11 protein-coding genes are annotated in these 13,300 nt (G+C 70.0%); 7 read left to right on the forward strand and 4 right to left on the reverse strand.

What is annotated here, in order from left to right; all coding sequences use genetic code 11:
- Window positions 1–31: 31 nt before the first annotated feature.
- The 6 genes from CCR87_RS14720 (at window position 32) to soxZ (ending at window position 7,167) form a co-directional block, all read left to right on the forward strand.
- Window positions 32–484 carry a methyltransferase family protein gene (locus CCR87_RS14720; protein ID WP_201158294.1) on the forward strand — a complete coding sequence of 151 codons (453 nt, stop codon included), beginning with the start codon at window positions 32–34 and terminating at the stop codon, window positions 482–484.
- Between the two features lie 130 nt (window positions 485–614).
- Entirely contained in the window at window positions 615–2,189 is a 1,575-nt protein-coding gene (locus CCR87_RS14725; RefSeq protein WP_201158295.1) for a Re/Si-specific NAD(P)(+) transhydrogenase subunit alpha, read from the forward strand.
- A 16-nt stretch (window positions 2,190–2,205) separates the two neighbouring features.
- The gene (locus tag CCR87_RS14730; RefSeq protein WP_201158296.1) at window positions 2,206–3,663 is read left to right on the forward strand and encodes an NAD(P)(+) transhydrogenase (Re/Si-specific) subunit beta; all 1,458 of its coding nucleotides are present in this window, start codon (window positions 2,206–2,208) and stop codon (window positions 3,661–3,663) included.
- Window positions 3,664–3,787: 124 nt separating this feature from the next.
- Complete coding sequence (locus CCR87_RS14735) at window positions 3,788–6,151, forward strand: ATP-dependent helicase (protein ID WP_201158297.1); 2,364 nt, start codon at window positions 3,788–3,790, stop codon at window positions 6,149–6,151.
- A 217-nt stretch (window positions 6,152–6,368) separates the two neighbouring features.
- Window positions 6,369–6,812 (forward strand): thiosulfate oxidation carrier protein SoxY, encoded by a 444-nt coding sequence (locus CCR87_RS14740; RefSeq protein WP_201158298.1) that lies wholly within the window; start codon window positions 6,369–6,371, stop codon window positions 6,810–6,812.
- Window positions 6,813–6,837: 25 nt separating this feature from the next.
- Window positions 6,838–7,167, forward strand: a complete 330-nt coding sequence (soxZ, locus tag CCR87_RS14745) for a thiosulfate oxidation carrier complex protein SoxZ (RefSeq protein ID WP_201158299.1) — start codon at window positions 6,838–6,840, stop codon at window positions 7,165–7,167.
- 12 nt (window positions 7,168–7,179) lie between these two features.
- Here the strand turns inward: soxZ and dxs are convergent, their stop codons facing one another.
- From dxs to CCR87_RS14765, 4 genes are read right to left on the reverse strand one after another with little or no spacing between them, the layout of a single operon-like run.
- Window positions 7,180–9,108, reverse strand: coding sequence for a 1-deoxy-D-xylulose-5-phosphate synthase (gene dxs / locus CCR87_RS14750; protein WP_201158300.1), 1,929 nt, complete (start codon window positions 9,106–9,108; stop codon window positions 7,180–7,182).
- A gap of 15 nt (window positions 9,109–9,123) precedes the next feature.
- Window positions 9,124–9,996, reverse strand: a complete 873-nt coding sequence (locus CCR87_RS14755; RefSeq protein ID WP_201158301.1) for a polyprenyl synthetase family protein — start codon at window positions 9,994–9,996, stop codon at window positions 9,124–9,126.
- Complete coding sequence (locus CCR87_RS14760; RefSeq protein ID WP_201158302.1) at window positions 9,993–10,259, reverse strand: exodeoxyribonuclease VII small subunit; 267 nt, start codon at window positions 10,257–10,259, stop codon at window positions 9,993–9,995. The genes CCR87_RS14755 and CCR87_RS14760 overlap by 4 nt, the downstream gene beginning before the upstream one ends.
- Window positions 10,256–11,188: a histone deacetylase family protein gene (locus CCR87_RS14765; protein WP_201158303.1), complete on the reverse strand. Its 933-nt coding sequence runs from the start codon at window positions 11,186–11,188 to the stop codon at window positions 10,256–10,258. Before CCR87_RS14765 ends, CCR87_RS14760 begins: the two co-directional genes overlap by 4 nt.
- 269 nt (window positions 11,189–11,457) lie before the next feature.
- Between CCR87_RS14765 and rpsA the strand changes: the two genes are divergently transcribed.
- Window positions 11,458–13,140 carry a 30S ribosomal protein S1 gene (rpsA, locus tag CCR87_RS14770; protein WP_201158304.1) on the forward strand — a complete coding sequence of 561 codons (1,683 nt, stop codon included), beginning with the start codon at window positions 11,458–11,460 and terminating at the stop codon, window positions 13,138–13,140.
- Window positions 13,141–13,300: the final 160 nt, after the last annotated feature.

Raw genomic sequence — 13,300 nt, forward strand, 5'->3', positions numbered from 1 at the left:
GTTGAGGGGAGGCAGGAGCAGGGGGTGGAACATGCGCTGGCTTGATTATCCGCCGGTCTGGCTGCTGGGGTTCCTTGGTCTGGCGTGGGGACAGGTGTGGCTGATGCCCGGCCCGTCGATGCAGCCGACGGGCACCTGGCCGGGCTGGTTGGGCGGCGCGCTGGTGCTGGCGGGTCTTGGGCTGATGGTGCTCGCGACGCCGCAGTTCCTTCGGCTGGGCACCACCCTCGTGCCGCACCGCGCGCCGCGGGCGCTGATCACCGGCGGCATCTATCGCCTGAGCCGCAACCCGATCTATCTCGCGGATGTGTTGCTCCTGGCGGGCTTTGTGCTGCGGTGGGAGGCGTGGGTGTCGCTGCTGCTGGTGCCGGTGTTCATGTGGGTGGTGGAGGTGCGTTTCATCCGTCCGGAGGAGGAGCGCTTGCATCACGCCTTCGGAGATGATTTCAACGCCTACCGCGCCCGCGTGCGGCGCTGGATCTGAGCGGCCGGGGTGATTTCGGTTTCACCGGGGCGGACGCTTGCGAAAGATTGTTGCGCGCTATAAGAGGGCGCGGGCCGCGCGGCGGCGCGGTGGCGTGCGGTGCCAAAGAGACCACGAAGGGGGTGCAGACGTGAAGATCGGAGCTCCGAGGGAGATCATCGAGGGTGAGGCCCGGGTGGCCATGACCCCCGACAGCGCACGCGCGCTGCAGAAGCTGGGTCATGCCTGCCTGATCGAGGCGGGCGCGGGCGCGGGCGCGGGGTTTTCCGACGCCGCCTATGCCGAGGCCGGGGTCGAGGTCGTCGCCGACGCCTCGGCGCTGTTTGCCGCCGCTGAGGTGGTGGTCAAGGTCCGCGAACCGCGGCTGGAGGAGCTGGAGCGCCTGCGGCGTGGCCAGACCCTGATCTCGTTCTTCTGGCCGGCGCAGAACGAGGCCGCGCTGGAGGCCGCCAAGGCCCGCGGCGCGACCGTCGTCGCCATGGACATGGTCCCGCGCATCAGCCGTGCCCAGAAAATGGACGCGCTGTCGTCGATGGCCAACATCGCGGGCTACCGCGCGGTGATCGAGGCGGGCGCGAACTTCGGCCGCTTCTTCACCGGGCAGGTGACGGCGGCGGGCAAGGTGCCGCCCGCGCGCGTTCTGGTTGTGGGCGCGGGTGTTGCGGGGCTTGCGGCGATCGGCGCCTCGACCAGCCTTGGCGCGATCACGCTGGCGTTCGACGTGCGCCCCGAGGTGGCCGAGCAGATCGAATCGATGGGCGCGGAGTTCGTGTTCCTCGATTTCGACGAAGCCGCGCAGGACGGCGCCGCGACGGGGGGCTATGCCGCCCCCTCCAGCCCGGAGTTCCGTGAAAAGCAGCTGGAGAAATTCCGCGAGCTGGCGCCCGACATCGACATCGTCATCACCACCGCCCTGATCCCCGGCCGGCCCGCGCCCAAGCTGTGGACCGAGGACATGGTCAAGTTGATGAAGCGCGGCAGCGTCATCGTCGACCTGGCCGCCGAGAAGGGTGGCAACTGCGACCTGACCGTGCCGGACGCGCGCATCGTGACCGACAACGGCGTGATCGTGATCGGCTACACCGATTTCCCCAGCCGGATGGCGGCGCAGGCGTCCACGCTGTACGCGACCAACATCCGGCACATGCTGACCGACCTGACGCCGGAGAAGGACGGCACGATCGTCCACAACATGGAGGACGACGTGATCCGCGGCGCCACCGTGGCGCATGACGGCGAGATCACCTTCCCGCCGCCGCCGCCCAAGGTGAAGGCGATCGCGGCGCAGAAGCCCAAGGAAAAGAAAAAGGAACTCACGGCCGAGGAAAAGCGCGCCGCCGAAATGGCCGCGTTCCGCAGCCAGACCCGCAGCCAGGTGCTGCTGCTGGCCGCCGGGGGTGCGCTGATGCTGCTGCTGGGCCAGATCGCGCCGGCGTCCTTCATGCAGCATTTCATCGTGTTCGTGCTGGCGTGCTTTGTCGGCTTCCAGGTGATCTGGGGCGTCAGCCACAGCCTGCACACGCCGCTGATGGCGGTGACCAACGCCATCTCCGGCATCATCGTGCTGGGGGCGATCCTTCAGATCGGCTCGGGCAACTGGATCGTGGTGATCCTCGCGGCCTTTTCGGTGCTGATCGCAACGATCAACATCGTCGGCGGCTTTGTCGTGACACGGCGCATGCTCGCCATGTTCCAGAAATCCTGACCGGCGGGGGAGAGACATGCTCGAGATCGGATTCGTCTCTGCGGCCGCGATCACGGCCAGCGTTCTGTTCATCCTGTCGCTTGGCGGGCTGAGCAATCAGGAAAAGGCCAAGCGCGCCGTCTGGTACGGCATCGTCGGCATGGCCGTGGGGGTGGGCTTCACCATCTTCGGCCCCGGCATCGGAAATGTCTGGCTGATGGCGCCGATGATCGTCATCGGCGCCGCCATCGGCTGGTATGTCGCCAAGAAGGTCGAGATGACCGAGATGCCGCAGCTGGTGGCGGCGCTGCACAGCTTTGTGGGTCTGGCGGCGGTGTTCGTCGCCTGGAACGCCGACATCGAGCGGCTGCGGGTGATGATGGACCGCGCCGCGGGCCTGACGGCGCAGGATTACTCGGCCTTTGCGGCGCTGGTGTCGACCAAGGACCCCGCCGAGCTGACGTTCCTGCAACTGGAGATCATCTTCGCGATCTTCATCGGCGCTGTGACCTTCACCGGCTCGGTGATCGCCTATGGCAAGCTGGCGGGCAAGGTCGACGGCAAGCCCAAGCAGCTGCCCGGCGGGCACATGCTGAACGCGGCCGCGGCGGCGGCGTCGCTGCTGGTGGCGATCTGGTACATGAACCTGCCGGCGGATGCGGCGTATTCCATGGTGCCGCTGCTGATCCTGTCGGCGCTGGCGTTCTTCATCGGCTGGCACCTGATCCAGGGGATCGGCGGCGCGGACATGCCGGTGGTCGTCTCGATGCTCAACAGCTACTCGGGCTGGGCGGCGGCGGCGATCGGCTTCACGCTGTCCAACGATCTGCTGATCGTGACCGGGGCGCTGGTGGGGTCCTCGGGGGCGATCCTGTCCTACATCATGTGCAAGGCGATGAACCGCAAGTTCATCAACGTGATCCTGGGCGGCTGGGGCGGCGCCACCGGCGAGCAGCAGGCCGTCGAGGGCGAGATGATCGCCATCGACGCGGGGGGCGTGGCCGCGGCGCTGAACGATGCCGACAGCGTCATCATCATCCCCGGCTACGGCATGGCCGTGGCCCAGGCGCAGGGCGCGGTGTCGGAGCTGACCCGCAAGCTGCGCGCGCGGGGCAAGGAGGTGCGCTTTGCCATCCACCCCGTCGCAGGCCGCCTGCCGGGCCACATGAACGTGCTGCTGGCCGAGGCCAAGGTCCCCTATGACATCGTCCTGGAGATGGACGAGATCAACGAGGACTTCCCCGAGACGGATGTGGCCATCGTCATCGGCTCCAACGACATCGTCAACCCGGCCGCCCAGGACGACCCCAACAGCCCCATCGCCGGGATGCCGGTGCTGGAGGTGTGGAAGGCCAAGCAGGTGTTCGTCTCCAAGCGCGGCGCGGGCACGGGGTATTCCGGGATCGAGAACCCGCTGTTCTTCAAGGAGAACACGCGCATGTTCTACGGCGATGCGAAGGCCTCGCTCGACCAGCTTCTGCCGATGATCGAGTGATCGCGGCACGGCCCCTCGCGCCCCCCGGACGGCTGACGCCTCCGGGGGGCGTTTTCATGCGTGACGGGAACAAGGCGCGAACAGCGGCTTTCCCCCCGCGCTGCGGCGCGCTAGACTGCCCCGCATGAGTGACCTGCCCCTTTCCGCCCGCGCGATGCCCGGCCCGCGCCTTGCGCCCTGGCTCGACGGCCTCAACCCCGCGCAGCGCGCGGCGGTGGAGGCCGTGGATGGTCCCGTGCTGATGCTGGCGGGCGCCGGGACCGGCAAGACCCGCGCGCTGACCTGCCGGATCGCGCAGATCCTGCACATGGGCCGCGCCCGCCCGTGGGAGATCCTCGCGGTCACCTTCACCAACAAGGCCGCGCGCGAGATGAAGACCCGCGTCGCCACACTGTTGGGCGAAGGCGCGGAGGCGCTGCCATGGCTGGGCACCTTCCACGCCATCGGGGTCAAGATCCTGCGCCGCCACGCGGAACTTGTGGGGTTGCAGTCGAACTTCACCATCCTCGATACCGACGACCAGCAGCGCCTGCTCAAGCAGGAGATCGTGGCGGCCGGCATCGATGAGAAACGTTGGCCCGCGCGGCAACTGGCGGGCATCATCGACAACTGGAAGAACCGCGCCTGGCGCCCCGACAGCATCCCGGCGAGCGAGGCGGGCGCCTTCAACGACCGTGGCCCCGCGCTCTATGCCGCCTATCAGGCGCGGCTGAAGGCGCTGAACGCGGTGGATTTCGGCGATCTGCTGCTGCACTGCGTGACGCTGTTCCAGACGCGGCCGGATATCCTGGAGGAGTACCAGCGCCGCTTCCGCTACATCCTGGTGGACGAATACCAGGACACCAACGTGGCCCAGTACCTGTGGCTGCGGCTGCTGGCGCAGGCGCACCGCAACATCTGCTGCGTGGGTGACGACGACCAGTCGATCTATGGCTGGCGCGGCGCCGAGGTCGGCAACATCCTGCGATTCGAGCAGGATTTCCCCGGCGCCACGGTGGTCCGGCTCGAACAGAACTACCGCTCCACCGCGCATATCCTGTCCGCCGCCGGGGGGCTGATCGCCGCCAACGAGGGGCGGCTGGGCAAGACGCTGTGGACCGAGGCCGAGGGCGGCGACAAGGTCCGCCTCATCGGCCACTGGGACGGCGAGGAGGAGGCCCGCTGGATCGGCGAGGAGATCGAGGCGCTCCACCAGGGCCGGGGCGCGCCCCTGTCGCTGGACGGCATGGCGATTCTCGTGCGCGCCTCCCACCAGATGCGCGCGTTCGAGGATCGGTTCCTGACCATCGGGCTGCCTTATCGCGTGATCGGCGGGCCGCGGTTCTACGAGCGGTTGGAGATCCGCGACGCGATGGCGTATTTCCGCCTTGCGATCTCGCCCACAGACGATCTGGCGTTTGAACGCGTGGTCAACACCCCCAAGCGGGGGCTGGGTGACAAGGCGCAACAGGCGATCCGGGCGGCGGCGCGCGATGCGGGCGTGTCGCTGGTGCAGGGGGCGGCGCGGCTGCTGGCGGACGGCGGGCTGTCGGGCAAGGGGGCGCGGGAACTCAGGCGGCTGATCGACGGGATCGGGCGCTGGCACGCGCTGGCGCTGGATCAGGGCCCGCCCGCCGACGATTTGATCGAGCGCGCCGGCCCCGTGCAGGTCTCCCATATCGAGCTGGCCGAGAAGATCCTGGAGGAGTCCGGCTACGTCGGGATGTGGCAGAACGACAAGACGCCCGAGGGGCCGGGTCGGCTGGAGAACCTCAAGGAACTGGTCAAGGCGCTGGAGAACTTCGAGAACCTGCAGGGGTTCCTGGAGCATGTCGCGCTGATCATGGACAACGCGCAGGAGGAGGGGACCGAGAAGGTCTCCATCATGACCCTTCACGCCGCCAAGGGGCTGGAGTTTCCCGCGGTGTTCCTGCCGGGCTGGGAGGACGGGTTGTTCCCCTCGCAACGCGCCATGGACGAAAGCGGCAAGCGCGGGTTGGAGGAGGAACGGCGCCTGGCCTACGTCGGCATCACCCGGGCCGAGGCGCTGTGCACGATCTCGTTCGCCGCCAACCGCCGGGTCTATGGCCAGTGGCAGTCGCAGCTGCCCTCGCGCTTCATCGACGAGGTGCCGGCGGCGCATGTGGATGTGCTGACGCCGCCGGGGCTGTATGGCGGCGGTTTTGGCGCCGCAGCGCCCGCGACGGGGCTGGAGGATCGGGTGGCGCGGGCGGATGTCTATGCCTCGCCGGGGTGGCGGCGGATGCAGGCGGGCGCCGCGCGCCGGTCCATGGCCCAGCCGCGCGAGGCCCGCCACATGACCATCGACGCCACCGCAACCCCGGTGCACGGCCCCGGCGACCGGGTGTTCCACACCAAGTTCGGCTATGGCACCGTCGCGGCGGTGGAGGGCGACAAGCTGTCGATCACCTTCGACAAGGCCGGGGACAAGCACATCGTCGCCCGCTTCGTCGTCCCCGCCGATCAGGCCGGCGACGTGCCCTTCTGATCCGCGCCCTGACGCGGAAAAGAACAGCGTTCCGGCGGGCGGGCGCCGCCACGGACCCCGTCGCGTCGCAGGGCGCGGGCGTGGGCGGGCGGTCCCGCACATCGGCCCACGCCCGGTCCGGATGTCCGGCCCGCCCGGGCGCGGTCGGGGTGCCGCCGGTGGAAACCGCGCCCGCCACCGCCTAGAACCCCACCGACAGGCAGCGAGGGAGGCACCGATGCGCGTGGAACTGAGCCGTCGCCAGACCCTTCTGGGCGGGCTTGCGCTGGGGGTCGTGGGGGCATGGCCCGCCACCGCCGACACGCCGCTGGCGGCAGAGGTGCGCGCCTTTGCCGGCGGGGCCGTGCCGATCCCGGGCCGCGTCCGCCTGGACCTGCCCGATGTGGCCGACAATGGCGAGGCGGTGCTGCTTTCGGTTGCCATCGACAGCCCCATGACGGCCGCCGATCATGTGACCGAGGTGCTGATCCTGGCCGACGCCAATCCGCGCCCGACGGTGGTGCGCCTGCGCCTTTCGCCGTTGTCGGGGCGGGCGGCGGTCACGACCCGCATCCGGCTGGCCGACAGCCAGACCGTCACCGCCCTGGCCCGGATGCGCGACGGCAGCGTCCACATCGACCAACGGTCGGTCATCGTCACCCTGGGCGGCTGCGCCGGCTGACCCCCCAGCACAGGAGAGACCCGCCATGGCAGACCCACGCGCCCGCGTGCGCCTGAGCGCGACCCGCATATCGCCGGGCGAGGTGATCGAGGTGCGCGCGCTCGTCACCCACCCGATGGAGACCGGCAACCGCACCGGCCCGGATGGCACGACCGTGCCGCGCAACATCGTGGAGAGCTTCCGCGCGACCTTCGATGGCGCGGAGGTGTTCGCGGCCGACCTCGACACCGCGGTGTCGGCGAACCCCTATTTTCAGTTCCATGTCGCGCCCCCGCGCTCGGGCACGCTGACGCTGACATGGCGCGACGATGCGGGCGCCGAGGTCCAGGAGGACGCGGCGATCACCGTCACCTGAGCGGGGCGCGCCTCAGGCCCGCAGCGCGGCCTTGTCCGCCGGGCGCAGCAGGGCGCGCACCCGGGCCTCGATGTCCGCGGCGGTCAGCCCGGCGGCGGCGTACATGTCCTCCGGGCTGGCCTGGTCGATGAATGCGTCCGGCAGGGTCATGGAGCGGAACTTCAGCCCGGTGTCGAACGCGCCTTCCTCGGCCAGCAGCTGCGCGACGTGGGAGCCGAAGCCGCCCACGGCGCCCTCCTCGATGGTGATGAGGGCGGCGTGGTCGGCGGCAAGCCGCAGGATCAGCTCGCGGTCCAGCGGCTTGGCAAAGCGCGCGTCGGCGACGGTGGGACGGATGCCCTGGGCCTCCAGCGCCTCGCAGGCCTTCAGCACCTCCTGAAGGCGGGTGCCGAAGGACAGGATCGCGACGTCCGCGCCCTCGCGGATCATGCGGCCGCGGCCGATCTCCAGGGGCACGCCGCGCTCGGGCATGTCGACGCCGGTGCCCTCGCCGCGGGGAAAGCGGAAGGCGATGGGGCCGCTGTCATGGGCGGCGGCGGTGGCGACCATGTGCACCAGCTCGGCCTCGTCGGCGGCGGCCATGACGACAAAGCCCGGCAGGTTCGCGAGGTAGGCCACGTCGAACGACCCCGCATGCGTGGCACCATCCGCCCCCACCAGCCCGGCCCGGTCGATGGCAAAGCGCACCGGCAGGCCCTGGATCGCCACGTCGTGCACGACCTGGTCGTAGCCGCGCTGCAGGAAGGTCGAGTACAGCGCGCAGAACGGCCGAAGCCCCCCCGCCGCCATGCCCGCGCAGAAGGTCACGCCGTGCTGTTCGGCGATGCCCACGTCGAAGCAGCGGTTGGCGAAGCGTTCGGCGAACAGGTCCAGCCCGGTGCCGTCGGGCATCGCGGCGGTGACGGCGACGATGCGGGGGTCGGCCTCGGCCTCGCGGATCAGGGCCTGCGCGAACACCTTGGTATAGGACGGCGCGTTGGAGGCGGCCTTCTTCTGCTTGCCGGTCAGCACGTCGAACTTGGCGCGGGCATGGCCGCGGTCGGCGGCATCCTCGGCCGGGCCATAGCCCTTGCCCTTCCTGGTGATGGCGTGGATCAGGATCGGGCCGTGGGCGCGCGCCTTGACCGTGCGCAGCACCGCGAGCAGCTGCTCCATGTCGTGCCCGTCGATCGGCCCGACATAGGAGAATCCCAGCTCCTGGAACAGCGTGCCGCCGACGACGGTGTGCTTCAGGATGTCCTTGGCGCGCTTGGCGCCTTCCTGCAACGGCGGGGGCAGCATCCGCACCGCGCCCTTGGCCACCGCCTTGAGCTCCTGGAACGGCGCGCCGGCATAGAGCCGCGAGAGGTACTTCGACATCGCCCCCACCGGCGGCGCGATGGACATCTCGTTGTCGTTGAGGATCACGATCAGGCGGCGCTTTTCATGCCCCGCGCAGTTCAGCGCCTCGTAGGCCATGCCCGCCGACAGCGCGCCGTCGCCGATCACCGCGATGGCATCGCCCAGCCCCTCCGGCACCGACCCGCCCAGATCGCGCGCCACCGCAAACCCCAGCGCGGCCGAGATCGAGGTCGAGGAATGCGCCGCGCCGAACGGGTCATAGGCGCTCTCGGCGCGCTTGGTGAAGCCCGACAGGCCGCCCTTCTGGCGCAGGGTGCGGATGCGGTCGCGCCGTCCGGTCAGGATCTTGTGGGGGTAGCACTGGTGGCCCACGTCCCAGATGATCTTGTCGCGCGGTGCGTCGAACACGGCATGCAGCGCCACCGTCATCTCCACCACGCCCAGGCCGGCGCCCAGATGGCCGCCGGTTTCCGACACGGTGCTGACCGTCTCGGCGCGCAGTTCATGCGCGAGCCGCTCCAGTTCGGTGTCGGAAAACGCCTTGAGGTCGGCGGGCGACTGCACGCGGTCGAGGAGCGGGGTCTGGGGGCGGTCGGTCATGGGGTCATCCGTCTGTCACATGTCGCGGGCGATAACGAAGCGGGCGGCCTGCCGCAACCGCTCCGCGTCCGCGCCGTAGGGCGCGAGGGCGGCTTCGGCCTCGGCCACGAGCTCGGCCGCGCGGGCGCGCGCACCCTCCAGGCCCAGCAGCGACACGAAGGTCGCCTTGTGCCGGCCCGCGTCCTTGCGCAGCCGCTTGCCGGCCAGATCGGCGTCGCCCGCCACGTCAAGGATGTCGTCGGCGATCTGAAAGGCCAGCCCCAGCGCCGCGGCATAGCGGCCCAGGCGGGACGGATCCGCGCCGCCCATCACCGCGCCCGCCTGCGCCGCCCAGCCGATCAGCGCGCCGGTCTTGCCCGCCTGCAGCGCCGTGATCTCCTCGAGGGTCAGGGGGCGGCCGGCGCTTTCGGCGGCGATGTCCTGCGCCTGGCCCAGCACCATGCCCGCCGCCCCCGATGCCTGCGCGAGGCTGGCCACAAGGGTGATGCGCACGGTGGGGTCGGGGTGGGTCGCCTCCTCGGCCAGCAGGGCAAAGGCCAGCGTCTGCAATGCGTCGCCCGCCAGGATCGCGGTCGCCTCGTCCCACTGGCGGTGCACGGTGGGCCGGCCCCGGCGCAGGTCGTCGTCGTCCATCGCCGGCAGGTCGTCATGCACCAGCGAATAGGCGTGCAGCGCCTCGATCGCGGCGGCGGCCTGCATCGCCCGGGCTTCGGCGACGCCGTGCAGGGCGGCGCTCTCCAGCACCAGAAAACCGCGCAGCCGCTTGCCGCCGGTCAACGCATGGGCCATCGCATCGTGCACCGCGCTGGCGGGCAGGGTGGCCACGGCGGCCATCAGCCGCGCCTCGATGCCGGTGGCCGCGTGGGTCAGGGCCTGCTGGAACGTCATCCCGCGTCGAAGCCTTCGGTGCCGACGGGGCCAGTGCCCGTGCCAGTGCCAGTGCCTGTCTCGCCCAGCCGGATCTTTTCCACGCGCGCCTGCGCGTCGGCCAGCCGCGCATCGCAATGCGCCTTCAGGCTCGCGCCGCGCTGATACAGGGCGATGGATTTCTCCAGCTCCACCTCGCCCGATTCGAGCTGGCCGACCACGGCCTCCAGCTCGCGCATCGCCTCCTCGAAGGTCATCTTGTCCACTGCCTTGGCCGTCGTCATTGCCCCGCCTCCATCAGCACCCTCACATGGGCGGCCACGCAGGCCGCCAGCGCGTCCAGATCATAGCCCCCCTCGAGCACGGAGACCAACCGCCCCCCCGCCCGTGCCGCTGCCAGATCACACAGTGCGCGGGTGATCCAGACGAAATCCTCCACCTCCAGCGCCAGCTGCGCCAGCGGATCGGCGGCGTGGGCGTCGAAGCCCGCCGACACGATCACCAGCTCCGGCGCCCACGCATCCAGCGCCGCAAGCGCCGGCGTCCAGGCCGCGCGGAACGCCGCGCCCCTGGTGCCCGGCGGCAGCGGGATGTTGGTGACCTGGCGATGCGCGCCGCGTTCATGCGCCGCCCCCGAGCCCGGCCAGAGCGGCATCTGCTGCGAGGACACGAAGCGCACCCGCGACTCGTCCCACAGCAGGTCCTGGGTGCCGTTGCCGTGGTGGACGTCGAAATCCACCACCGCCACCCGCGACAGCCCGTGGTGGTCGAGCGCGCGTTTCGCCGCGATCGCCACATTGCCGAAGAAGCAAAAGCCCATGGGCGTCTCGGCCTCGGCGTGGTGGCCGGGCGGGCGCATCGCGCAGAACGCGTTCGCGGCCGCGCCCGCGATCACCGCATCCACCGCAGCACAGGCAGCCCCCACGCCATGCAGCGCCGCCTCGACCGAGGCCGGGCCGATGTGGGTGTCGGCGTCCAGCGGCCGGATGCCCGCGGCGGGCGCGCGCGCGCGCAGGGTGTCGATGTGGGATTGCGGATGGCAGCGCAGGACCTCGGCCTCGGCGGCGCGCGGGGCGGGGTGGCGGTCCAGCGCGGCGAACTCCGGTGCGGCCAGCGCCTCCTCCACCACGCGGATGCGGTCCACGCATTCGGGATGGCCGGGCGGCATGTCGTGCCATTGGCTGGCTGGATGCGTCAGAAGTCGCGTGACCATGTTGTTCCCCCTCCGCGACGGCGCCGCGCCCCCCGCGCGGCGCGTCACCATCGCAGCGCGCAGGCCGCGGTGCAACCACCGCGCCCCTTGCGCCGAAGGCTCCGCGGCCCTATACGGCCCAGCATCGAGCGGTCCGGGATGCGTTGCAAGGCCCGGCCGGGGATCACCCCGGCTGCCTTCAGGGCATTCAGGCTGTTCTGAGTCATCACAGACCGGCGGAGCCAACCGCCTGGCCCGGAAACCAACGACGTAAAGGATACACCAGCCCTATGTGCGCCAAGGCCACCATGGAGGAGTTCGAGGCCCTCCTGAACGAAAGCCTCGAAATCGACACGCCGCAGGAAGGCAGCGTCGTCAAGGGCCGCGTCATCGCCGTCGAGGCGGGACAGGCCATCATCGATGTCGGCTACAAGATGGAAGGCCGCGTCGATCTCAAGGAATTCGCGAACCCCGGCGAAGCGCCCAACGTCAACGTGGGCGACGAGGTGGAGGTCTATCTCGACCGCGTGGAGAACGCCCGGGGCGAGGCCGTCATCAGCCGTGACAAGGCCCGCCGCGAGGCCGCATGGGACCGCCTGGAGAAAGCCTACGCCGACGAGAACCGCGTCGAGGGTGCGATCTTCGGCCGGGTCAAGGGCGGCTTCACCGTCGATCTGGGCGGCGCCGTTGCGTTCCTGCCCGGCTCTCAGGTCGATGTGCGCCCCGTGCGCGACGCGGGCCCGCTGATGGGCCTCAAGCAGCCGTTCCAGATCCTCAAGATGGACCGCCGCCGGGGCAACATCGTCGTGTCGCGCCGCGCCATCCTGGAAGAATCCCGCGCCGAGCAGCGCGCCGAGGTCATCGGCAAGCTGAACGAGGGCGACGCGGTTGACGGCGTGGTCAAGAACATCACCGAATACGGGGCCTTCGTGGACCTGGGCGGTGTGGACGGCCTGCTGCACGTCACCGACATGGCGTGGCGCCGGGTCAACCACCCGTCGGAAATCGTCACCATCGGCGAGACGGTGAAGGTCCAGATCATCAAGATCAACAAGGACACCCACCGCATCAGCCTCGGGATGAAGCAGCTGCAGGCCGATCCGTGGGATTCGGTGGCGCTCAACTTCCCCATGGGCTCCACGCACAAGGGCCGCGTGACCAACATCACCGACTACGGCGCCTTCGTGGAGCTGGAGCCGGGGGTCGAGGGGCTCGTGCACGTGTCCGAGATGTCCTGGACGAAGAAGAACGTGCACCCGGGCAAGATCGTCTCCACCTCGCAAGAGGTCGAGGTCATGGTGCTGGAGATCGACACCGCCAAGCGGCGCGTGTCGCTCGGCCTCAAGCAGACCATGCGCAACCCGTGGGAGCTGTTCGCCGAAACCCACCCCGTCGGCACCGAGATCGAGGGCGAGGTCAAGAACATCACCGAATTCGGTCTGTTCGTGGGCCTCGACGGCGACATCGACGGCATGGTCCACCTGTCGGACCTGTCCTGGGATCAGCGCGGCGACGAGGCGATCGCGAACTACCGCAAGGGCGACATGGTCCAGGCGGTCGTCACCGAGATCGACACCGAGCGCGAGCGCATCTCGCTGTCGGTCAAGGCGCTGGGCCAGGAGGGCTTCACCGAGGCCGTGGACGGCGTCAAGCGCGGCTCGATCGTCACCGTCGTGGTGACCGCGATCGAGGATGGCGGGATCGAGGTGGAGTACAACGGCGCCAAGTCGTTCATCCGCCGCTCCGACCTGTCGCGTGACCGCGCCGAACAGCGCCCCGAGCGCTTCCAGGTGGGCGACAAGATCGACGCGCGCGTCACCTCGGTCGACCCAAAGACCCGCCGTCTGGGCCTGTCGATCAAGGCGCGCGAGATCGCGGAAGAAAAGGAAGCCGTGGAGCAGTACGGCTCGTCCGACTCCGGGGCGTCGCTGGGCGACATCCTCGGCGCGGCGCTCAAGAAATCCGGCAGCTGATCCGGGCGGGCCGTCGGCCCGTCCCTCGGCCCGGTCCCGAACGGCCCCGCCATGGCGGGGCCGTTCTGCGTAAGGCCCCGTCGGGCACCGGCTTTCCTGTTTGTGCCGGCGGCGAATCCGCCTATAGTCTTGGCGGGCATAACAACGGCGCCGTGGATGA

Source organism: Rhodobaculum claviforme, from assembly GCF_016653255.1.
Classification (GTDB): domain Bacteria; phylum Pseudomonadota; class Alphaproteobacteria; order Rhodobacterales; family Rhodobacteraceae; genus Rhodobaculum; species Rhodobaculum claviforme.

What these genes read in the sequence shown, in the direction of transcription:
- CCR87_RS14755 (WP_201158301.1), bottom strand. Translation starts at nt 9,996, where the DNA reads ATGACGTTCCAGCAGGCCCTGACCCACGCGGCCACCGGCATCGAGGCG.
- CCR87_RS14735 (WP_201158297.1), top strand. Translation starts at nt 3,788, where the DNA reads ATGAGTGACCTGCCCCTTTCCGCCCGCGCGATGCCCGGCCCGCGCCTT.
- CCR87_RS14730 (WP_201158296.1), top strand. Translation starts at nt 2,206, where the DNA reads ATGCTCGAGATCGGATTCGTCTCTGCGGCCGCGATCACGGCCAGCGTT.
- rpsA (WP_201158304.1), top strand. Translation starts at nt 11,458, where the DNA reads ATGTGCGCCAAGGCCACCATGGAGGAGTTCGAGGCCCTCCTGAACGAA.
- CCR87_RS14720 (WP_201158294.1), top strand. Translation starts at nt 32, where the DNA reads ATGCGCTGGCTTGATTATCCGCCGGTCTGGCTGCTGGGGTTCCTTGGT.
- CCR87_RS14765 (WP_201158303.1), bottom strand. Translation starts at nt 11,188, where the DNA reads ATGGTCACGCGACTTCTGACGCATCCAGCCAGCCAATGGCACGACATG.
- CCR87_RS14740 (WP_201158298.1), top strand. Translation starts at nt 6,369, where the DNA reads ATGCGCGTGGAACTGAGCCGTCGCCAGACCCTTCTGGGCGGGCTTGCG.
- soxZ (WP_201158299.1), top strand. Translation starts at nt 6,838, where the DNA reads ATGGCAGACCCACGCGCCCGCGTGCGCCTGAGCGCGACCCGCATATCG.
- dxs (WP_201158300.1), bottom strand. Translation starts at nt 9,108, where the DNA reads ATGACCGACCGCCCCCAGACCCCGCTCCTCGACCGCGTGCAGTCGCCC.
- CCR87_RS14760 (WP_201158302.1), bottom strand. Translation starts at nt 10,259, where the DNA reads ATGACGACGGCCAAGGCAGTGGACAAGATGACCTTCGAGGAGGCGATG.